Annotated in this window: 19 protein-coding genes; 12 read left to right on the forward strand and 7 right to left on the reverse strand. The window is 62.1% G+C overall.

The annotated features are described in order from the left end of the window. From FHK92_RS27850 to mqo, 6 genes are all read left to right on the forward strand, one after another. On the forward strand, positions 1-127 hold a 127-nt coding region (locus FHK92_RS27850), incomplete at its 5' end, for an aldehyde dehydrogenase family protein (protein ID WP_258232700.1). A gap of 241 nt (positions 128-368) precedes the next feature. Beyond that, positions 369-440: a pyrroloquinoline quinone precursor peptide PqqA gene (pqqA, locus tag FHK92_RS19490; protein ID WP_003243383.1), complete on the forward strand. Its 72-nt coding sequence runs from the start codon at positions 369-371 to the stop codon at positions 438-440. 133 nt (positions 441-573) lie between these two features. Next, entirely contained in the window at positions 574-1,731 is a 1,158-nt protein-coding gene (ercA, locus tag FHK92_RS19495; protein WP_181289614.1) for an alcohol dehydrogenase-like regulatory protein ErcA, read from the forward strand. Continuing rightward, positions 1,715-3,085, forward strand: a complete 1,371-nt coding sequence (locus FHK92_RS19500; RefSeq protein WP_181289483.1) for a hybrid sensor histidine kinase/response regulator — start codon at positions 1,715-1,717, stop codon at positions 3,083-3,085. Before ercA ends, FHK92_RS19500 begins: the two co-directional genes overlap by 17 nt. 211 nt (positions 3,086-3,296) lie before the next feature. Further along, entirely contained in the window at positions 3,297-4,502 is a 1,206-nt protein-coding gene (locus FHK92_RS19505) for a DUF1624 domain-containing protein (RefSeq protein ID WP_181289484.1), read from the forward strand. A gap of 374 nt (positions 4,503-4,876) precedes the next feature. Continuing rightward, positions 4,877-6,517, forward strand: a complete 1,641-nt coding sequence (mqo, locus tag FHK92_RS19510; RefSeq protein ID WP_181289485.1) for a malate dehydrogenase (quinone) — start codon at positions 4,877-4,879, stop codon at positions 6,515-6,517. Positions 6,518-6,688: 171 nt separating this feature from the next. On the opposite strand, the gene FHK92_RS19515 is transcribed toward mqo, so the two are convergent. After that, a complete protein-coding gene (locus FHK92_RS19515) occupies positions 6,689-7,138 on the reverse strand; it encodes an Rrf2 family transcriptional regulator (protein WP_181289486.1) in 450 nt (149 codons plus the stop codon). A gap of 133 nt (positions 7,139-7,271) precedes the next feature. On the opposite strand from FHK92_RS19515, the gene FHK92_RS19520 reads away from it, so the two are divergent. Beyond that, a complete protein-coding gene (locus FHK92_RS19520; protein ID WP_181289487.1) occupies positions 7,272-8,171 on the forward strand; it encodes an NAD(P)/FAD-dependent oxidoreductase in 900 nt (299 codons plus the stop codon). Positions 8,172-8,174: 3 nt separating this feature from the next. Here FHK92_RS19520 and FHK92_RS19525 read toward each other — a convergent pair whose 3' ends face one another. From FHK92_RS19525 to FHK92_RS19535, 3 genes are read right to left on the reverse strand one after another with little or no spacing between them, the layout of a single operon-like run. Continuing rightward, a complete protein-coding gene (locus FHK92_RS19525) occupies positions 8,175-9,482 on the reverse strand; it encodes a CitMHS family transporter (RefSeq protein WP_181289488.1) in 1,308 nt (435 codons plus the stop codon). 52 nt (positions 9,483-9,534) lie between these two features. After that, positions 9,535-9,858: an AtuA-related protein gene (locus FHK92_RS19530; protein ID WP_181289489.1), complete on the reverse strand. Its 324-nt coding sequence runs from the start codon at positions 9,856-9,858 to the stop codon at positions 9,535-9,537. Further along, positions 9,858-11,207: an acyclic terpene utilization AtuA family protein gene (locus FHK92_RS19535; RefSeq protein WP_181289490.1), complete on the reverse strand. Its 1,350-nt coding sequence runs from the start codon at positions 11,205-11,207 to the stop codon at positions 9,858-9,860. Before FHK92_RS19535 ends, FHK92_RS19530 begins: the two co-directional genes overlap by 1 nt. A gap of 101 nt (positions 11,208-11,308) precedes the next feature. Between FHK92_RS19535 and FHK92_RS19540 the strand changes: the two genes are divergently transcribed. Further along, the gene (locus FHK92_RS19540) at positions 11,309-12,175 is read left to right on the forward strand and encodes a LysR family transcriptional regulator (RefSeq protein ID WP_181289491.1); all 867 of its coding nucleotides are present in this window, start codon (positions 11,309-11,311) and stop codon (positions 12,173-12,175) included. A 104-nt stretch (positions 12,176-12,279) separates the two neighbouring features. Here FHK92_RS19540 and FHK92_RS19545 read toward each other — a convergent pair whose 3' ends face one another. Both FHK92_RS19545 and FHK92_RS19550 read right to left on the reverse strand, forming a co-directional pair. Next, positions 12,280-13,131 carry a CAP domain-containing protein gene (locus FHK92_RS19545; protein WP_181289492.1) on the reverse strand — a complete coding sequence of 284 codons (852 nt, stop codon included), beginning with the start codon at positions 13,129-13,131 and terminating at the stop codon, positions 12,280-12,282. A gap of 195 nt (positions 13,132-13,326) precedes the next feature. After that, positions 13,327-14,100: an L-iditol 2-dehydrogenase gene (locus FHK92_RS19550; RefSeq protein ID WP_181289493.1), complete on the reverse strand. Its 774-nt coding sequence runs from the start codon at positions 14,098-14,100 to the stop codon at positions 13,327-13,329. 212 nt (positions 14,101-14,312) lie between these two features. On the opposite strand from FHK92_RS19550, the gene FHK92_RS19555 reads away from it, so the two are divergent. Then, positions 14,313-15,224 carry an AraC family transcriptional regulator gene (locus FHK92_RS19555; protein ID WP_181289494.1) on the forward strand — a complete coding sequence of 304 codons (912 nt, stop codon included), beginning with the start codon at positions 14,313-14,315 and terminating at the stop codon, positions 15,222-15,224. 91 nt (positions 15,225-15,315) lie between these two features. Here the strand turns inward: FHK92_RS19555 and FHK92_RS19560 are convergent, their stop codons facing one another. After that, positions 15,316-17,091: a sigma-54-dependent Fis family transcriptional regulator gene (locus tag FHK92_RS19560; protein ID WP_181289495.1), complete on the reverse strand. Its 1,776-nt coding sequence runs from the start codon at positions 17,089-17,091 to the stop codon at positions 15,316-15,318. A 285-nt stretch (positions 17,092-17,376) separates the two neighbouring features. Between FHK92_RS19560 and FHK92_RS19565 the strand changes: the two genes are divergently transcribed. The 3 genes from FHK92_RS19565 to FHK92_RS19575 all read left to right on the forward strand — a co-directional run bounded on the left by FHK92_RS19565 (position 17,377) and on the right by FHK92_RS19575 (position 21,400). Then, a complete protein-coding gene (locus FHK92_RS19565) occupies positions 17,377-18,849 on the forward strand; it encodes a benzaldehyde dehydrogenase (protein ID WP_181289496.1) in 1,473 nt (490 codons plus the stop codon). A 70-nt stretch (positions 18,850-18,919) separates the two neighbouring features. Then, complete coding sequence (locus FHK92_RS19570; RefSeq protein ID WP_181289497.1) at positions 18,920-19,687, forward strand: coniferyl-alcohol dehydrogenase; 768 nt, start codon at positions 18,920-18,922, stop codon at positions 19,685-19,687. Between the two features lie 63 nt (positions 19,688-19,750). Next, the gene (locus FHK92_RS19575) at positions 19,751-21,400 is read left to right on the forward strand and encodes a DUF1302 domain-containing protein (protein ID WP_181289498.1); all 1,650 of its coding nucleotides are present in this window, start codon (positions 19,751-19,753) and stop codon (positions 21,398-21,400) included. The last annotated feature ends 7 nt before the right edge of the window (positions 21,401-21,407 follow it).

Below are 21,407 nucleotides of genomic sequence, written 5' to 3' on the forward strand. Positions count from 1 at the left end.
TGCCGCGTTCGGCGGCTACAAGAAATCCGGCGTCGGGCGTGAAACGCATAAGATGATGCTCGACCATTACCAGCAGACCAAGAACTTGCTGGTGAGCTATGACGTTAATCCGTTGGGGTTCTTCTAATCACCTGATACAGCAATTTCCCCTGTGGGAGCGAGCTTGCTCGCGATGAGGCCGGACCAGCTAGCATCGATGTTGACTGGTCGGCCGCTATCGCGAGCAAGCTCGCTCCCACAGGAATATTGTGAAATCCAGTAATACCAACGCACCCCAACCACCGCTTCGAAAGTAGCATTCGGGCCCTGGTCGCCCCGTGCATTAATGAACCTGCCGGAATCGCCCGGTACAAGAAGAGGAAAGACCCATGTGGACTAAACCCGCGTACACCGACCTGCGTATTGGCTTTGAAGTGACGATGTACTTCGCCAACCGATGAGTGCCTGGCCCGGCTTGACGCGTTCAGGCCGGGCTACCCATTGGTCGGATTGCATTAACGGCGGGATGCTTTAGGCTCAACGTATCCCTCGACAATAACAACAGGCTTACCCATGAGCCCCGCCACTGAAAAGATGAGCCTCAGCCCGCTGCGCAAGTTCGTTTCCCCTGAAATCATGTTCGGTGCCGGCTGCCGGCACAACGTCGGCAACTACGCCAAGACCTTCGGCGCCCGCAAGGTGCTGGTGGTCACCGATCCCGGGGTGATTGCCGCCGGTTGGGTCGGCGACGTCGAAGCCAGCCTGCAAGCCCAGGGCATCGATTACTGCATCTACAGCGCCGTCTCGCCCAACCCACGGGTCGAGGAAGTCATGCTCGGTGCCGAGCTGTACCGCGAAAACCACTGTGACGTGATCGTCGCGGTTGGCGGCGGCAGCCCGATGGACTGCGGCAAGGGCATCGGCATTGTCGTCGCCCATGGCCGCAACATTCTTGAATTCGAAGGCGTGGACACGCTGCATGTGCCCAGTCCGCCGCTGATCCTGATTCCTACCACGGCCGGTACCTCGGCCGACGTGTCGCAGTTCGTCATCATCTCCAACCAACAAGAGCGCATGAAGTTTTCCATCGTCAGCAAGGCAGCGGTGCCGGACGTGTCGTTGATCGACCCGGAAACGACCCTGAGCATGGACCCGTTCCTGTCGGCCTGTACCGGCATCGATGCGTTGGTGCATGCGATCGAGGCGTTCGTCTCCACCGGCCACGGACCGCTGACCGATCCCCACGCGCTGGAAGCGATGCGCCTGATCAACAATAACCTGGTGCAGATGATCGCCAATCCGGCGGACGTCGCCTTGCGGGAAAAGATCATGCTCGGCAGCATGCAGGCCGGGTTGGCGTTTTCCAACGCGATCCTCGGCGCGGTGCACGCGATGTCCCACAGCCTGGGCGGTTTTCTCGACCTGCCCCACGGTTTGTGCAACGCGGTGCTGGTGGAACACGTGGTGGCGTTCAACTACAACTCGGCGCCGGACCGCTTCAAAGTGATCGCCGAGACCCTGGGCATCGATTGCCGTGGGCTCAACCATCGGCAGATCCGCACCCGGCTGGTGGAACACCTGATCGCCCTCAAGCGCACCATCGGTTTCCACGAAACCCTCGGGCTGCACGGCGTGAGCACCTCGGACATTCCGTTCCTGTCGCAGCATGCGATGGATGACCCGTGCATTCTTACCAACCCTCGGGAGTCGAGCCAGCGGGATGTCGAGGTCGTCTATGGCGAAGCCCTCTGACGAGCAGCAGAAAGCCTTGGCGGGCTTGCTGGGGTTGGGCAACCACTCGACACGCAAGAGTCATTACCCGGAATTGGCGGCGCGTCTCGATGAGCTGGAGCAGGCCCGGCAACGCTTGCAACAGCTCAACGATCAACTGGAACAACGGGTGGCCGAACGCACCGATGCGTTGCTGGAGGCCAACCACAACCTGCAGCAGCAGATCGCCCAGCGCAAGTTGGTCGAGCAACAGTTGCGCGATGCCCGGGACGCGGCCCAGGCGGCCAACCGCAGCAAGGATAAATACCTGGCCGCCGCCAGCCATGACCTGCTGCAACCCCTGAATGCTGCGCGATTGCTGATCGCGACCTTGCGCGAGCGACAACTGCCCAGTGCCGAGCATGTGCTTGTGGAACGCACGCACCAGGCGCTTGAAGGCGCTGAAGATCTGCTCGCCGACCTGCTGGACATTTCCCGGTTGGATCAAGCCGCCGTCAAGCCAGACCTGGCGCCTTATCGGCTGGATGAGCTGTTGGCGCCGCTGACGTCCGAATTCCAGTCGGTGGCCGGTGCCGCAGGCCTGGAACTGCGCGTGCGGTTCGGCGACGAAGCGGTGCTGACCGACTTGCGGCTGATGACCCGCATCCTGCGCAATCTACTCAGCAACGCCTGTCGCTATACCGACCAGGGCGGCATTCTCCTGGCGGCGCGGCGGCGGGGAGGGCACTTGAGCCTGGAGGTCTGGGACACCGGGCGCGGCATTGCCGCCGACTGCCTGGAGTCGATTTTCCTCGAATTCAATCAACTGGACGTCGGTCGAGCGGCGGATCGCAAGGGCGTGGGCCTCGGGCTGGCGATCGTCGAGCGTATCGCCCATATCCTCGGCTATCGGGTGCAGGTGCGCTCCCGGCCAGGACGCGGTTCGGTGTTCAGCATCGAAGTGCCGCTGTCCGCCGAACGACCGCTGCCCATGTCCCAGGTTCCGGTGCAGGCGGTGGCGGGCAATCCGCTGCCGGGACGCCGGCTGCTGGTCATCGATAACGAGGTAAGCATCCTGCAAAGCATGGCGGCGCTGCTGGAGCAGTGGGGCTGCGAGGTGTTGACCGCCACCGATGAAGCGGCTGCCTTCGACGCCCTGCAAGGTCGCGCTCCGGAGTTGGTACTGGCGGATTTCCACCTCGACCACGGGGTGGTCGGCTGCGAGGTGGTCAGGCATCTTCGTGAGCATTTCCAGCAGGCGATTCCCGCCGTGATCATCACCGCCGACCGCAGCGATCAGTGCCGCCGCGCCCTGCGCAAACTGAACGCGCCGCTGCTCAACAAACCGGTCAAGCCAGGCAAGTTGCGAGCGGTATTGAGCCAGTTGCTCGGGTAGTCAGCCTAGACAGGACCTGTGGGAGCGAGCTTGCTCGCGATAGCGTTGCGTCAGGCGAAGCTAGGCGGCCTGTGACATCGCCATCGCGAGCAAGCTCGCTCCCACAGGTTCTTCGGGTGAATACGATAATATGTGTTATGTTATCCGCTTTCGTTTGGCAGGAATTCTCATTCCTGGCCTTGCACGGACCAACGACTGCCCGAGTACCCCGATGAGCCTATCCACAAGCGCGACAAGCCCAGCCGCTGTCATCACGCCGACCCTTGCATCCAGCACAGCAAAAACCGCCACACGCCTGCTCGCCATCGACGCCCTGAGGGGGTTCGTCATGTTGCTGATGCTGGTTGACCATGTGCGCGAAACATTTCTCCTACATCGCCAGGTCACCGACCCCATCGATGCCCTGAGCGTGACACCGGACCTGTTTTTCACCCGTTTGCTCAGCACGCTTTGTGCCCCGGTGTTCATCTTTCTCACTGGTTTATCGGCATGGCTGTACAGCCAGAAGCACACGGCCGGCGAGACATCGGTGTTCCTGCTCAAGCGCGGCCTGTTCCTGGTATTCCTGGAACTCACGTTCGTGTGTTTTGCCTGGAACGCCGAGTTCCCGCCGAAGACGCTGTGGTTGCAAGTGATCTGGTGCATCGGGATCTGCATGATCGTCCTGGCGGCGCTGCTCCATTTCAAGCGCAGTTGGCTGATTGTGCTTGGGGTCGCCATCGTCGCCGGGCATAACCTGCTGGACGGTATTGTGCTGGGGCCGGACTCGCCATTTTTTGTGCCCTGGTCGATTCTTCATCAACGAGCGTTCATCGACATCACCGAATTCACCCGTGCTCGCACGACGTATCCGGTGCTGCCATGGATTGGCGTGATCCTGCTGGGGTGGGGCATCGGGCCTTGGTTCGCCAAGGATGCGGACCCGGCCGTGAGATTGCGGCGGTTGTTCACGGTCGGCACCGGCCTGTTGATCGCCTTCTTGCTGATCCGCTATGCCAACGTCTACGGTGACAAGCCCTGGGTGCAGACCGGCGACGCGCTGCGCACATTCATGAGTTTCATGAGCGCGACGAAATACCCGCCATCCTTGATGTTCCTACTGCCGACGCTTGGATTGGGCTTGATCCTGCTGGCGCTGTTCGAAAAAGCCCAGGAGCGCGGAAGCATTGCGGTACTGGCGATCTACGGTGGCGCGCCGATGTTTTTCTACCTCTTGCACCTCTACGTGCTGAAGGCCATGTACCTGGTGGCAGTCCTGATCTGGGGGACCAATCAAGGCGCCTATTTCGGCTTCGATCAGTTGCCAATGGTTTGGTTGTGGAGTGCAGTGCTGGGCGTCGTGCTGTTCTTTCCGACGCGTTGGTTCGCCTCCTTGAAACAACGCCGTCGCGATATCTCTCTCCTCAAATACCTCTGAATTGGCGGGAGCGCCGCATTTACGGGACGCAAGCGAGCCACTAAAACGCCGTCATTTGGTCGGCGTTTTTGTCAGGAATGCAAAAATGCGCTTCGGTCTGTTTGGTTCATTCTGTAAACTCCCCCCCGCTGCGACAATCGGGCACGGCCACGGCAGGCCCGATCTAGACCGTTTTGCAGTGTCCCTCACCCAGCTGAAGCCAAGACCTACAAGAAGTCAGCGCCGGAGAGACATAAATGCGAGGCCGATTCGCTCGGCCCCTGTAGGTCCTTCCTTCAGTCCATTCGATACCCGTCCGCCGACCTGGCATTGGGCGAGGTTTATGCATGATCGTGACTGTGGGAGGGAATGGCGTTTTATCTAGGGATACAAACATGTTGAAGAAAACACACACGGCGCTGCTGGGCCTGGCGATGGCGATGGGTCTTGCGACCACGCATGCCGCCGAGCCGAAGAAAGTCGATGTCTTGCTCATTGGTGGCGGCATCATGAGTTCGACCCTCGGTGTCTGGCTCAATGAACTGGAGCCGGGCTGGACCATGGAAATGGTCGAGCGCCTGGACGGTGTTGCCGAAGAGAGCTCCAACGGCTGGAACAACGCCGGTACCGGGCACTCCGCGTTGGCCGAGTTGAACTACACCCCGGAAAAGGACGGCAAGGTCGACATCTCCAAGGCCATCGAAATCAACGAAGCCTTTCAGATTTCCCGTCAGTTCTGGTCCTGGCAGGTCAAGAACGGCGTGCTGAAGAATCCGCGTTCGTTCATCAACTCCACGCCGCACATGAGTTTCCTGTGGGGCGACGAAAACATCGAGTTCCTGAAGAAGCGCTACGAAGCCCTCCAGGCCAGCCCGTTGTTCGCCGGCATGCAGTACTCCGAAGATCCTGCGCAGATCAGCAAGTGGGTGCCGCTGATGATGCAAGGACGTGACCCGAGCCAGAAGGTCGCGGCCACCTGGAGTCCGTTGGGTACTGATGTGAACTTTGGCGAAATCACGCGCCAGTTCGCGGCTTACCTGCAATCCAAGCCGAACTTCTCCCTCAAGCTGTCCAGCGAAGTGGAAGAAATCACCCGCAACGAAGACGGATCCTGGCGCGTTTCGTACAAGAACCTGAAAGACGGTACCGAAACCGAGACCGATGCCAAGTTCGTCTTCATCGGTGCCGGTGGCGGCGCGCTGCACCTGCTGCAGAAATCCGACATTCCGGAAGCCCGTGAATACGCCGGTTTCCCGGTGGGTGGTTCGTTCCTGGTGACCGAAAACCCGACCGTCGCCCAGATGCACCTGGCGAAGGCCTACGGCAAGGCTTCGGTGGGCGCACCGCCAATGTCGGTTCCACACCTGGACACTCGCGTGCTCGATGGCAAGCGCGTGATCCTGTTTGGCCCATTCGCCACGTTCTCCACCAAGTTCCTGAAAAACGGTTCGTACTTTGACCTGCTGTCCAGCACCACGACCCACAACGTGTGGCCGATGACCAAGGTTGGCATCGAACAGTACCCGCTGGTGGAATACCTGGCCGGCCAACTGATGCTGTCGGACGAAGACCGCTTCAACGCGCTGAAGGAATACTTCCCGGACGCCAAGCAGGAAGACTGGCGCCTGTGGCAAGCCGGCCAGCGTGTGCAGATCATCAAGCGTGACGAAGAGAAGGGCGGCGTGCTGAAACTCGGCACCGAAGTTGTCGCTTCCCAGGACGGCAGCATCGCCGGCCTGCTGGGTGCTTCGCCAGGCGCTTCGACCGCCGCGCCGATCATGCTAAGCGTGCTTGAGAAGGTCTTCAAGGACAAGGTAGCCACCCCGGCCTGGCAGGAAAAACTGCACCAGATCGTACCGAGCTACGGCACCAAGCTGAACGACAGCCCTGAGCGTGTCGCGCAGGAATGGGCCTACACCAGCGAAGTCCTGCAACTGGACCCGCCTCCTGCCATCGGCAAGGCTGTGACCCCTGTAGCGCCGGCCAAGCCGGCTGCTGCTCGGGAAGCCAATCCAGCCGCTGACATGGCGCTGTAAACCGGACGCTGTCTGGTCTGGTACAAAAAACGCCGCTCAAATGAGCGGCGTTTTTTTATGTGCGCCCGATTATCCCTAGTGGGAGCGAGCCTGCTCGCGAATGCGATTCACCTGAATAGATAATGTTTGGATGTGCCAACGCCTTCGCGGTCAAGCCCGCTCCCACAGGGGTCAGAGGTGATGCTCAACCTTGGGGTCATTGCGAAACCGCGCGTCAAAATCCTCCGCCAACTGCGCCAACGTAATGCTCCCCAAACGCTTGAGCAGCAACGCCTGGGCTTCATCGAACGCATCCGTCAGCGCCGCATTCACTGCTTGTTCCACCAGGCATTGCGGATGATCAGTGGACAGGCCAATGGCAAAGATCGACGTGCTGCCCAACGCCTGGTGAATGTCCAGCAGGGTCATCTGCGCCAACGGCTTGGCCAGGCTCCAGCCACCACGATGACCTTTCTCCGAAGTGACATATCCCCGCTCCTTGAGCAACGCCATGGTCCGGCGCACCACCACCGGGTTGGTGCCCAGCATCTGGGCGAGGGTGTCGGAGGTCGCCGATTGCTGGTGGCGATCCATATGGATCAAGACGTGCAGCATGCGCGATAGGCGGGTGTCGTTTCTCATGAGCGGGTCCGGAAGTGAACTGGGCCGAGTATCGCCTGTAATCGCAAAAGTTACGAGACTGTTGACAGACGCTTTTCAAGATACTTACGATGTTTCGAGAAATCCCCAGCCCCTCGAAAAACGGAGATCGCTCATGGAATACGACATCATCATCGTTGGCGGCAGCTACGCCGGCCTGTCCGCGGGGCTTCAATTGGCCCGGGCCCGACAAAGGGTATTGGTGATCGACGCCGGCCAGCGTCGCAATCGGTTTGCCGCGACATCCCATGGATTTCTCGGACAGGACGGTCGTGCTCCAGGCGACATCGTTAACGACGCCCGCGCCCAGCTCATGGACTATCCAACCGTGGAATGGGCGTCGGATAACGCGACGAATGCCGCCAGGGACGCAAACGGGTTCGTCATCGAGACGGCCCGCAGGCAACGCTACAGTGCCAAACGCCTGTTGCTCGCCACCGGCGTGATCGATGAGTTGCCAGACGTGCCAGGGCTGGCGGAGCGCTGGGGAAAAAGCGTTTTCCATTGTCCGTATTGCCACGGTTATGAGTTGGAGCAAGGGCCGATTGGCGTGCTGGCGACGTCGCCGATGTCGCTGCACCATGCCTTGATGCTGCCTGACTGGGGTCCGACGACGTTCTTTACCAATGGCGTGTTCGAGCCTGACCACGAGCAACAGGACAGCTTGGCGCAACGCGGTGTAACCCTGGTGGGGGAACGGGTCGAACGTATTGAAGGCGACCGGGCCAACGTGAAGCTGGCGGACGGGCGTTTGATCACTGTTGACGGTCTGTTTGTCTTGCCGCATACCCGCGTTGCCGGTTCACTCGCCACGTCCCTGGGTTGCAGCTTTGAGGAAGGCCCGCTCGGGGCCTTCATTCAGACCGACCCGATGACCCGGGAAACCAGCGTCCCCGGCGTCTTTGCCTGTGGCGACGCGGCGATGCCGTTCGGCTCGGTTGCGCTCGCCGTTGGCGATGGAGTGAGGGCGGGCTCGGGCGCACATCGGTCGTTGATCTTCCAGGCCCACCCTTGAAGCTCAGACCTGTACCGCGCCGGTCACCACGGCGAAGGCGAGCATCGCCAGGCTGACGCCCCAGGCCCAGAAAAACGTATAGGCCATGTGCTTGCGCAGTTCCACGCCGGACAGTGCCAGTGCCAGGTACACGCTGGGCACTACGGGGCTGATGGAGAATCCGGTGTTCTCGCCGATCAACATGGCCCGTGCCACGGCTTCAAGGGGAACGCCAGCTGCGGCGGCCACGTCCTTGATCACCGGCAGCAGGGCGAAATAGTAGGCATCCGGCGAGAAGATCATGCCCAAGGGCACGCCAAAGAAACCGACGATCACGTGCAGGTATTGGGCAGAGCCGGCAGGCAGGATATTGATCAGCGCCAACGCCATGCCATCGGACATCTTCGCGCCGGACAGCACGCCCAGCAGCACGGCGGCGGCCATCATCACCAGGACCATCTGCAGCGCATCGGACGCGTGGGCCTTGAGGCGATCGGCCTGGGCGTCCAGGGATGGGAAGTTCAAGGGCAGGGCGATGCCCAGTCCCACCATGAAACACGCATACAAGGGGAAAATGCCGGTGAACAGGCACACCAGGATGCCACCCGTCAGGGCCACGTTCAGCCAGTAGCGCAGCTCCCGGGGAGAGAGGCTGAATTCGCGGCCTTGGGTTTGCAGGCCGTCTACATCACACGTCGCGGCCGCACCCAGCGACATCGGTTGGCGACGCTGGGCGCGCAAGCCCAATACCGTCGCCACCCCGAGCATGCACGCCAGGCCCACCATCTGCACCGGCAGCAAACCCAGCCACAGCGCGGTGGCATCCAGGCCTGACACGGCGGCGGCGCGGGCGGTCGTGCCGCCCCAAGGCACCATATTGATCACGCCCGCCGTGGTGCCCACCAGGCACAGCAACATCGCCGGGCTCATGTTCAGGCGTTTGTACAAGGGCAGCAGCGCGGGAATGGTCAGCAGGAACGTGGCGGCGCCAACGCCGTCGAGATGCACCACGGACGTCACCAGCACCGTCACCAACGCCACGGCCAGCGGCTTGCCGCCCGTGCTGCGGATCAGCAGGTTGACCAGCGGATCGAACAATCCCCGGTCACGCATGAGGCCGAAGAACAGGATCGCAAACAAGAACAGCGCGGCGGTCGGGGCCACCGTGATCAGGCCGGCCTTGATGAATTCGCCGATTTGGCCAAGATTGAAGCCTGCGAGCAGGCAGACGATGACGGGGAGGGTGGTGAACGCCACCACAGGGCTGATCCGGCGCAGCAATATCAAGCCGATGATGGCGAGCATCATCAGGAAACCCAGGGTTGTAATCATGTTGCAGCCTCTCTTTTTATTGTTGTCGGATGGATCGCAAACGATGGATCGGTCAGTCCGCCGGGCCGGGCAGGCGCAAGGCCAACAGCAGGTAACTCAAGCTCTTGCCGTGGCGGTCCAGGCCGCAGCTGCGGTTCACGCCGCCCTCCAGGGCATCCTCGAGGACGAAGTTCAGCGCGTTCAGGTTCGGCAGTTCATAGCGGTGCACCGTGGAGGGTTGTCGCGTCGCGAATTGCTCGGCGACCCGCTCGCAGGTCAGCGTCTGTAGCAACCAGGCGTAGTGGGCCGCGTCGTGGGGAAACACCGCGATGCTGAGAATATTGCCTTTGTCGCCGGCACGGGCATGGGCGAAATCAGCGAGGGTGACAAGGTTCATCAGTACCACTCCAGAGTCGTGTGGATTTCATCACGCGGCAGTAGGAAGCTGCGGGTTGTCACGGCCTCGGCGAGATGGCGCCGGACGCCACCGCCGCCCGCCGGCCCGTTGGTGTAGAGCGACTCGACTTCCGCCAGTAGGGCTTCGAGCAAGGGCCGGTCGGTGTGGGTCAGGCCGATGCGTACGCGCACGTCTTCAAGGGCCGGTGCCTGGGCCAACTGTTTTTGCAAATAACGCCCGCCCTGATCGTTGAACAGGCTGGCGACGCCGGACAGATCGATCCAGGGTTGCACGCCGGGTGCCAACCGGTCGAAACGTTCTAGCAGGATTTCGCGCGCCAGTGCCGCACGCGCCAAGGCGCCGGGGCCGGCATAGGATATTTCCGCTTCGCCGAACCACAGGCCGCGCACGCCCGCCAAGCCTTTCAGGGTGTCGGGGCGTGGATGGCCGAGCAGGCCGCTGATCTCGACGCGGTCCTCGCCGAGGTCCTGCACGCGGGCTTCGCCAAGGTCCAGTACAACGTCTGGCGTCAGGTAGCGTCGTGGGTCGTGGACTTCATAAAGAAGCTGCTCCTTCACGGTTTGCTCGCTGACCCGGCCGCCGCTGTGGCGGGTCTTGCCGATGATCAAGCGGCCGTCCTCGTGGATCTCGGCAATTGGACAGCCGAGATTGGCCGGGTCTGGAATGTCTTTCATCCCGGGATGGGCAAAATAACCGCCGGTGACCTGGGTGCAGCACTCCAAGAGGTGGCCGGCCGCCGTGGCGACGGCGATTTTCTGCCAATCGTCGGCTTTCCAACCCAACCCATGACGGATGGCACCGACCGCCAGCGAGGGATCGGCGACACGGCCACACAGGACGATGCCGGCGCCCTCGGCCAAGGCCTGGACGATTCCGTCGGCGCCGGTGTAGACGTTCACGGACACAGGCTGTTCCTGCGGGGCTGATGACAGCCATTGTTCGTAGCGAGGAGGCGTTTCTTCCAGCAGGTCGTCACCCAGCACACAGGCGATTTTCAGCCCTGGGAAGCGGCCCGCCAAAGTTTGGCGCAGTCGCTGGGCGGCCGCCCTCGGGTTGGCGGCGCCGCCGTTGGTGATAATCGGGATCCCGGCTCCGATGCACAGATCGAGCATGGGTTCGAGGAAATCGAACAACCGAGCGGAATAGCCTGCCTGTGGATCGAGGCGCTTGCGCAGTTGCGCTTCGGCCAGGGTCCGCTCCGCCAGCAGCTCCAGCATGATGTAGCGCGGGCCGCTGCGTTGTGCCAAGTCCTGGGCCAGGCGCAGGGCGGCGTCAGGCCGATCATTGGCAAAACCGGCGCCACACCCGACGAGAATTGTTTTTGTCATGTCCATTTTCCACTGAAGGGTGGCCCTATAGTGGAGAGGCGGGATTGTTCTGTGAATTTTAAAGGTAGAATCAATTGATCCATTAATTTTATGAGCGGGCCATGAACGTATCCTTCCGTCAGCTTCGCGCCTTTATCCTGATCGCTGAAACTTCCAGCTTCACCCGCACGGCTGAACAATTGCACCTGTCCCAGCCGGCGCTGAGCTACAGCATCCGCAAGCTGGAAGAAAGCATGGGGTTGCAGTTACTGGCGCGCAACACTCGCAGTGTCGAGCTGACACCGGCCGGCGAGCATTTCCTGCCCCAGGCCCGGCGCATGCTGCGGGATATGGACGATGCCGTGCGCGATGCCCGCGACACCCTCAGCCTGAGCCGCGGCACGCTTCGGTTGGCGGCGTTGCCCACCGCTGCGGCGTCGTTTTTGCCGGTGGTCATCGCCTCGTTCCAACGTGAGCACCCGGGCGTGGATGTGCGCCTGCTCGATGGCCGCGCGGGGGAAATAATGGGTTGGGTGCAGCGCGGGGAGGTGGACGCCGGCATCAGCTCGCTGCCGGACGACCTGTCAGGCCTGAGCTTCGAGCGCCTGCTGGATGACAACCTGGTCTTGCTCAGCCACCACGACCATCACCACGATTGGAAGCAGCAGCCCTATATCGCCCTGACGCCGGACACCAGTATTCGCCCGTTGGCGGATGCGGCGTTGCGTTATCTGAACGTTGACCCGGTGCCGGCGTGGGAAGTGGCGCACATGAGCACCGCCACGGCCCTGGTTCGTGAAGGCTTGGGGTTTTCGCTGTTGCCGGCCAGTTGCACGGCAGTGTTCAACATCGGCGAGCAGTGCGCTGTCACTGCCATCGACCAGCCGGCAAAGCGTTCGATTGGCTTGCTGCAGCGCAAACCCGTGGCGCCATCACCGTCGTTGAGCCAGTTCATGGGGCATGTGCGGCGGGTATTGCGGCAGGAGTAAGACCCGATGCGCTGCCATCGCGAGCAAGCTCGCTCCCACACTGATTGCGGCATCCCTTTGTGGGAGCGAGCTTGCTCGCGATGGCGAAAGCACGGTCAACATAACTACTGAGTACCAAACATCGCCGTCCAATAAATCCCCGCATCGCTCTTCGGGTCCATCGCATACCCGGCCCCCAACTCGCGAAATTGCGGATTCATCAGGTTGGCGCAGTGCCCCGGGCTCGCCAGCCATCCGTCCACCACCTTCAGCGCCGTGTCCTGCCCGGCGGCGATGTTTTCGCCGATGGCCTGGCCCAGGTAACCGGCCAGCTCAGCGCGATCCCCGGGCATGCGCCCATCGCGGTCCTTGTGGTCGAAGAAGTTGTTGTTGGCCATGGCGCGGGTGTGATTGACGGCTGCCAGGGCCAGCGTGGCATTCCAGGCCAGCGGTGTCGTCGCCGCAAACGCTTCGGTGCCGCAGCGGCGTGGCTGCGCGCGGGCACTGTTGATCAGCTTGAGCAGCTTCTGGCCTTCGGCCTGCCAATCCCCGAGGCGCGCCGACAACAGCGGGCGGGCCAGCACGATGCGCCATTCCCGGTCCAGGCGGCTGACGCCGATGTCGACGAACTGCGGGTCCAGAACGACTTGGCAGAAGCTTTCCTGCACCGCCTTCATCGCGGCCTGGGCGTCCCGAGGACCGGACAGGCTGATGGCCTGCACATTGACCATCGGGTACGCCGCCCGTGCCAACGCCTGTTGCAGATCGCCAATGCCATTGGCCGACAGGATCAACCTTGAATCCATCGCCAACGGCGGCAATTCCAGGGAGGCCTGGCCTGCGCAGCTTTGGGACTGGCTGCGGTAGAGGTTGATGGACTCGACCAGTTGCGTCTCTTCGGTGGCTGCTGCGCTGGCGGCAAAGACCAGTCCCAGCGACAGCGCGGCAAGACGCATGACGGAAAAAATGGCACGCATGTAAATCTCCCTTGAGCGGACGGCGCCTATGATGCGCAATTTTTGCCCCGCTGGGGCAACGGTATTCACGCTCTCTTGAAATCCCTTGGAACGGCACCGTTGGGTACCGTTCGGGATGATCCTCAAGTAGTGGGATCAATTTTCAGGCGAATAGGTCCATTTTCGTCGTCTCAAGGCCATAAAACTTCCGGCGCGTCAGTTCATCCAGTTACCGCCGTCGACGTTATAGGTCTGGGCCACCACGTATTCGCTCTCCGCCGAAGCCAGGAAAATCGCCATGCCGACCAGGTCTTGCGCGGTGCCCATCCGGCCATACGGGACCTGCTGTCCGACCAGCCGCTTCTTTTCCCCCAATGGCAAGTTCTCATGGCGAGCGAACAACGCGTCGACACCGTCCCAATGTTCGCCATCCACCACGCCGGGCGCGATGGCGTTGACGTTGATCCGGTGCTTGATCAAATCCAGCCCGGCGGATTGGGTCAGGCTGATCACGGCAGCCTTGGAAGCACAGTAGACCGCCACCAAGGCCTCGCCACGTCGGCCGGCCTGGCTCGCCATGTTGATGATCCGGCCACCGTGGCCCTGGCGGATCATCTGCCGCGCGGCGGCTTGCAGCGTGAACAGGGCGCCGGCGACATTGATGGAAAACAGTCGCTCGTAACTCTCCCGGGTGATCTCGACGATGGGCGCCAGGTCGAACAACGCCGCGTTGTTGATCAGGATGTCCAGCTTGCCTGCCCGGGCCACGACAGCATCGATGGCGCCGTCAATCGACGCCTGGTCAGTTACGTCCATCTTGATCGCATAGGCCATGTCGCCCAGTTCAGTGGCAGCGTCTTGGGCACGCCCAAGGTCGATATCGGCAATGGCAACCGTCGCGCCTTCATTGATGTAGGCCTCGGCGAACGTTCGGCCGATACCGCGGGCGGCGCCGGTGACCAGGGCGCTTTTTCCTTCCAGTCGTTTCATGAGGCAAGTCCTGTTATTGGGGGCCAGGGCGATTACAGCAGTGCCTGGGGAAGCCTACAAACGCAGGGAGGACCGTCCGCAGATACTTTTTTAACGCCGCGGGGAAGGGCGGGCGCGTGTTAAAAAAGTACCGGTGGGCTGTCGGCACCGAGGCTGGCGAACCGCCGCGCTCTCGGCGTAAGGTGCTCGCAATCACGATAAAGAGGCGCGACATGCCTGATCACCGAACGCTCCTGTACGACCAGCGACCGGCCGAACTGGAGGTCATCCTGCCCGAGCCCGAACACAGCTTTCGCTGGTACGAGCATGACTATCCCTACGCGATGGCGCGTTGGAACCACCACCCGGAATTTGAGATTCACCTGATTCGCCACGGCAGCGGCAGGCTCCTGGCAGGTGACTACATCGGCCCCTTCGGGCCAGGCCATGTGGCGATGATCGGTCCGGATTTGCCCCACGACTGGATGGGGGACCTGGCGCCGGGCGAATGCCTGGCTGGGCGCGACGTGGTGTTGCAGTTCGACGGTGCAGCGCTGATGTCGATGCGTCAGGCGTTGCCGGAACTGGGGGATTTGCACCGATTGTTCGAGCGCGCCCGGCGAGGCCTGGCCTTCAGCGGCGACACCGCGCGCCAGGCGGCGTACCTGCTCGAAGCGATCGGACCGGCCCAAGGGCTGACGCGCCTGGCATTGTTTTTCGAACTGCTCGATACCCTCGGTCGTGCCCGCGAGCGCGAGGTTCAATGCCTGGCAAGCCCGTGCTATGCGCCAGCCCTGGATGCCCGCAGCTCGGCGCGCATCCAGAAAGCCTTCGAATACCTGCAAGCCGAACTCACCGGTGATTTGCGCGTGTCGGTGATCGCCCGGCAACTGGGCATGAGCGAACCTGGCTTTTCACGATTCTTCAAACGCGTCACCGGGCACGGATTCATCGACCTGATGCGCAAGCTCCGTGTCCAGCGTGCCTGTCGGTTGTTGTCACACAGTGAAATGGCCGTGACTGACATCTGTTTTGAAGTCGGCTACAACAACCTGTCCAACTTCAATCGGCACTTCCGCATCGAAACGAACCAGACGCCCAGCGACTATCGCCGCAGCGTCATCGCGCCGGGCACGACGGACTGAGCCTCGACAAAAAACTGTGGCGAGGGAGCTTGCTCCCGCTGGCCTGCGAAGCAGGCCCCTTACTCCCTCGCCATGGATGCCTGGACAGTGCTCATGCGTCGCTCGCGAGTTGATGCTTTTTCAAGCGATAGGCGAACTGCGCCCGGCTCAGCCCCAACGACCGGGAAGCCGCGGCGAGGTTGCCGTCGCTCAGTTGCAAGGCTTCGTTGATCAGGCGCGACTCCAGGCCATCAATGGTGAAACTTGCACCCGACTGGCTGAGTGTCTGCAGCAGCGAAATCTTGGTCGCGCCATCGCTCGCAGGCTTGGCCGCTGGCGAGAGCCCGCCGTTGCCGTCCACCGAATACGCATCCACAGGCAGTCGCTCATCCCGAAACAGATGCACCAGGTCGATGGCCTGGCCTTCCTCGCTGGCAATCAAGCCGCGCTCGATGAGGTTTTGCAATTCCCGCACGTTTCCGGGGAAGTCATAGCGCAGCAGCGTCTTCAAGGCGCGCATGGTCAGGCCCACGGGTGTACGGCCATATTCCAGGCAAAATCGCTTGAGGAAGGCGTTGATCAGCAAAGGGATATCATCGCGGCGTTCGCGCAGAGGCGGCAGGGCGATGGGATAGACGTTGAGCCGGTAGAACAGGTCTTCTCGAAAGTCACCCTTGGCCACGGCTTTGCGCATGTCGATGTTGGTTGCCGCGACGACCCGCACATCGACCTTGATCCCATGTCCACCGCCGACTCGCTCGATTTCCCGTTCTTGCAATGCGCGCAGCAACTTGCCCTGGCCAGCCAGGCTCAGGCAGGTGATTTCATCGAGGAACAACGTGCCGCCATTGGCCCGTTCGAAACGACCGGGACGAGAATGGGTCGCCCCGGTGTAGGCACCGCGCTCGACGCCGAACAGTTCGGCTTCGATCAGGTTGTCCGGGATGGCCGCACAGTTGAGTGCGATGAACGGGCCGTCGCGGCGCCGGCTCAGTTGGTGCAATTGACGCGCGAACATTTCCTTGCCCACCCCGGACTCGCCGCTGACCAAAACGGTGGCTGGCGTCAAGGCTACTCGCTGCAAGGCCTGGGTCGCGGCATTGAATGTCGCACTGGCGCCGATCAAGGGCTGTTCGCTGTCCGACAGTGGAACGCTGGTGGCGACGCCCTCGGTCCGAGCGCCCGGCGCCAGGGCCACCGCCGGTTGCGAGGCGTTGAGGTAACTCAGGTCGCGCTCGATGTCGCCCCATTGCTCGGCGGTCTTGCCAACGACCCGGCAGCGTTCATGCCCCATGCCCCGGCATTCCTCTTCGCGAAAGATCACCAGTTGCCCAAACAGGCCGCTGACGAAACCGGTGGCGTAGCCCAGCTCGGTCCAACACACCGGGTCCTGCCCGGTGCCGAAGGCGGCGATATGCTCGTCGGCCTCGCAAGAGTGGTGCCAGAGAAATTCGCCTTCATAGAACCCCGAGTCCGCATCGAACTTGAAGTGCAGCGGTTCGACCTTGGTCATGCCCTCCAGCGTATGCAGATAGGTGCCGGCGCGAAACACGGCGGCGGCATCGGCCCGCGGCCAGCGTTCGCGAATCAGCCGGGCGTCTCTGGCTCCAGAGGTATAGCCCGTGCGGGTGAGCATTCCGCGCGCCTGTTCCAGCCCCAGGCGCCCGATGATTTCCCGGCGCAGGGCGCCGAACGACGAGCTGTGCAGCAGCAACATGCGTTGATCGTTGAGCCAGATGCGCCCGTCGTCGGGAGAAAAGAACAGGCAGTCCGCCAACTCCGCCGGGGTGGGTGAGCTGCTGTCGTTCAGCTCGTTGCTGTCGCCCCTCGGACGAAACGGTTCGCCGGCGAAGCGATGATCCGGCAACGGACAGTGGGGGTTGTTCATTGTTATGCCCCTGATGGCGGGATGATCGAAATGATCACCTGGCGAGATAGTTATTAAGCATAACTTTATCAAATGAACAAGCGGTGGTTGGCCAATGGCCAGGTTGGCGAACACTCCATCCACGCCGCATCAGGCTGAGACACCCGAGCCAGAGCCTTGCGTGAGGTTTATCAAACGCTCCGGCATAAACCGGCACAGCGCTTGCTCAAGCACTTGCACGGCGTTTGCCTCGATGCCTTCCAGGTGCGGCGAACGACGACAACAATAAAGAGCCGGGAGTTTTAAATGTCTGCATCCAAAAGCCAACTGCTGTCCCAGGTGATCGAGTCGGAATGTGTCTTCAATGGTGATTGGGTGAAGGCCTCGGGCCCGATGTATTCGATCATCGAACCGGCCACGGGTGAGCGGTTGATGTACAGCGCCACTGCGGACACCGCCGACATTGCCAAGGCCAGTCGTGATGCTGCCCTGGCCCAACCGGCGTGGGCGGCAGTGGGCCCGCGGCAACGCGCGGCGATCTTCCGCAAGGCCGCCGACGTGGCCTTGCAGGCCTTTGACGAACTGGCGCTGTACGTCGCCCGGGAAACCGGCGCGGCGCTGTTCAAGGGCCAGCATGAGGTGCGCGAAGCGATTGTGTTGCTGCATCAGGCAGCGGGCATGTTGTCCCAGGCCCACGGGGTGGTGCTGCCCAGCGAAGCCGGGCGCTTGTCTTATGCGCGTCGCCAGCCCCATGGCGTGGTCGGGGTGATTTCGCCTTTCAACTTTCCCCTGGTGCTGTCCATGCGTTCCGTTGCGCCGGCCTTGGCGGCGGGCAACGCGGTGGTGCTCAAGCCGGACCCACAAACCCCGGTGAGTGGCGGTTTTCTCATTGCCCGGTTGTTCGAAGCCGCAGGCTTGCCCAAGGGCTTGCTGCAAGTGTTGCCCGGAGGGGCGGACGCCGGTGAGGCGCTGTGTCGCGATCCCAACGTGCGCATGATCGCTTTTACCGGTTCCACCGGTGCCGGGCGCAAGGTCGCTGAGGTGGCCGGGCGCAACCTGAAGAAAGTCGCGCTGGAGCTGGGCGGCAAGAACCCGTTGATCATCCTGGAAGACGCCGACCTCGACCTTGCGGCCCATAACGCGGCGTGGGGCTCCTGGCTGCACCAAGGCCAGATTTGCATGGCCACCGGCTTGATCCTCGCCCATGAATCCATTGCTGCCGAGCTGACCCGCAGGCTCGTGGAAAAGGCCCAGGCCTTGACCGTCGGCAACGCCGCCCTGGGCGAAGCGGCACTGGGCCCGCTGATCAATCAGCGCCAGTTGCAACGGGTCCACGACATCGTCAGCGACAGCGTGCGCGCCGGGGCCCGGCTGGAAGCCGGCGGCAATCACGACCGGCTGTTTTATCAGGCCACCGTGCTCAGCGGCGTAAAGCCTGGCATGCGCGCCTTCGACGAAGAGGTGTTCGGACCTGTGGCAACGGTGGTCAGCTTCGCCACGGATGACGAAGCCGTCGAGTTGGCCAATCGCACCGAGTACGGCTTGGCAGCGGCGGTCATTTCACCGTCGGTTGGCCGGGCCATGGCAATCGGCGAGCGCTTGCAGTGCGGCATGTTGCACATCAACGACCAGACCGTCGCCGATGAGTGCATCAACCCGTTCGGCGGGCGCGGCGCCTCGGGCAATGGCGGCAGCGTTGGCGGCCCGGCGGACTGGGATGAGTACACCCAATGGCAGTGGGTGACGGTCAAGGACAAGGCGCCGATCTACCCCTTCTGACAAGCCGGTTGTATCGGGGCTGATGAGCTGAAGGCCCTGCGAGCAGACAAAAATAATAAGAGGACTCAACATGAAACTCGACAACAAGATTGTGCTGGTGACCGGCGTCTCGTCGGGCATCGGCGCCGCCACGGCAAGCCTGCTGCGAGCCCAGGGCGCCCAGGTGATCGGCGTCGACCTCAAGGCGCCCCATATGACCCTCGACGGTTTTGTGCAAGGCGATTTGAGCAGCGCCGAGAACATCGACCGGCTGCTGCCGCAGCTACCCGCACGGTTCGACAGCCTGTGCAACATTGCCGGGGTCCCCGGCACCGCAAATCCGCAACTGTTGGCGCGGGTCAACTACCTGGGGTTGCGCCACTTGAGCCAAGCGTTGCTGCCGCGCATCAACGCCGGCGGCAGCATCGTCAATATCGCCTCGATCCTCGGTGCCGAGTGGCCGTTGCGCCTGGAGCAGCACAAGGCGTTGGCGCGCATCGAAGGCTTTTCCGCCGGGCAAGCCTGGCTGGCCGAGCATCCGGTGCCGGACCAGACCTGCTACCAGTACTTCAAGGAAGCCTTGATCGTCTGGACCTACGTGCAGGCCCAGCCCTGGTTCCTCGAACATTCGGTGCGCATGAACAGCGTCGCGCCAGGCCCGGTGTTCACGCCCATCCTTGACGATTTTGTAAGCATGCTCGGCGAGGCACGGACCCAGGCCGATGCCCATCGCATGAAACGTCCTGCCTACGCCGATGAGGTGGCGGCGGTGATTGCCTTCCTGTGTGCCGACGAGTCGCGCTGGATCAACGGCGTCAACCTGCCGGTCGATGGTGGATTGGCGTCCACCTACATCTGAAGGGCTTATCCGTAGCACGCGGTGCAAGCCGCTATCCGAAAATAACAATAATGAGAAGCCTCCATGGATAACGTCAAAGATTGCTTTGGTTTCAAGCAGTGCGCCCTGTTCCTGGCGTTATGCAGCACCGGTGTGATGGTCGAGACGGTCGAGGCCATGCAAATGGACCTGGGCGACTCGGACTGGAAACTGCGCTGGGACAACACCATCAAGTACAGCCAGGCCTGGCGCCTGCATGGGCAGGACAGTCGCTTGACCAACGCGCCCACCGCCAACGGGCTGTACCCGTCGATCCAGAGCCAGGGCGACAAGAATTTCAGCAGTGGCCTGGTCTCCAACCGCCTGGACCTGTTTTCCGAAATGGACCTCAGCCGGCAAAACTATGGCCTGCGCGTGAGCGGCGCGGCCTGGTATGACGATATCTACAACCAGGACACCGACAGCAGCGAACAACCGCATTTCCTCAGCAAAACCCGCGAGCTCCACGGTCGCGACGCCGAGATTCTTGACGCCTTCGTGTTCTTGCGCGGTGACCTCGGTGAAGACTCCCAAGGTGTCGCGCGCCTGGGGCGGCACAGCCTGATCTACGGCGAAAGCCTGTTCTACGGCGGTAACGGCATCGCCAATGCCCAGGGGCCGACCGATGTGGTCAAGCTGCTCAGCGTGCCGGGCACACAATTCAAGGAAATCCTGCGGCCGGTCAATCAGATTTCCGGGCAGTTGCAGATCAACCCGCAGCTGTCGGTGGGCGCCTACTATCAGTTCGAGTGGGAACGTTCCAACCTGCCCGGCGCCGGTAGCTACCTGAGCGATGTCGATGCCATCGGTTACGGCAGTGGTCCGCTGCGCGAAGTGTTCGGCAACGACACGGTGAATGGCGGCGACCTGAAACCGCGTAACTCGGGGCAGGGCGGTATGCAGATCCGCTTCAAACCGAGCGGCACTGAATTGGAGCTGGGTTTCTACGCGGCCCAGTACCACGACAAAGCGCCGATCGGCTTGTACGCCTACCTGGACGGCCCGGCTGCGGCGGCCAGCGGGTTGCCGATCCTGGGGTCCTATCGCCAGGTCTATGCCGAAGACATCAAGACCGCTGGCATGAGCTTCTCCACTGCCTACGGTCCGTTCAACTTCGCCGGTGAAACCTCGGTGCGCTGGAACGCGCCGCTGGTGAGCAACCTGCAAGTGGTGGCGCCCGGCGTGGAAGCCGATGGCGGTGACAATGCGCTGTTCGCCAGGGGCAAGACGGCCCACGCCAACCTGTCGGCGATTTACCTGTTGTCGCCCACCGCGTTCTGGGATGGCGGCTCGGCCTTGGCCGAACTGGCGTGGAACCGCACCTTGAGCGTGACTGAAAACGCGGCCGCACTGGATTCCAACACTACCCGCGATGCCACGGCGCTCCGCGTCCTGATGGAACCGGCGTACTTCCAGATCATCGACGGGATCGACCTGACTGTGCCGATCGGCATGGGAATTGTGCTCGATGGCCGCTCATCGGCGGTCAACAAGTCCGGCTTCGGCAACACCCATTCCGGCGACTGGAGCGTCGGCCTCAAAGCCACCTACCTGCAAACCTGGGATGTCGGCCTCAACTACGTGAATTTCTTCGGCGCACCAAAAGCCGGGCTGCGCGAGGACGGCAATTTCAGTTACGGACAGTCGTTGGCCGACCGCGACTTCGTCTCGCTCTACGTGAAAACCTCATTCTAATAAGGTG

The organism is Pseudomonas brassicacearum subsp. neoaurantiaca (assembly GCF_013608025.1).
Lineage (GTDB): Bacteria > Pseudomonadota > Gammaproteobacteria > Pseudomonadales > Pseudomonadaceae > Aquipseudomonas.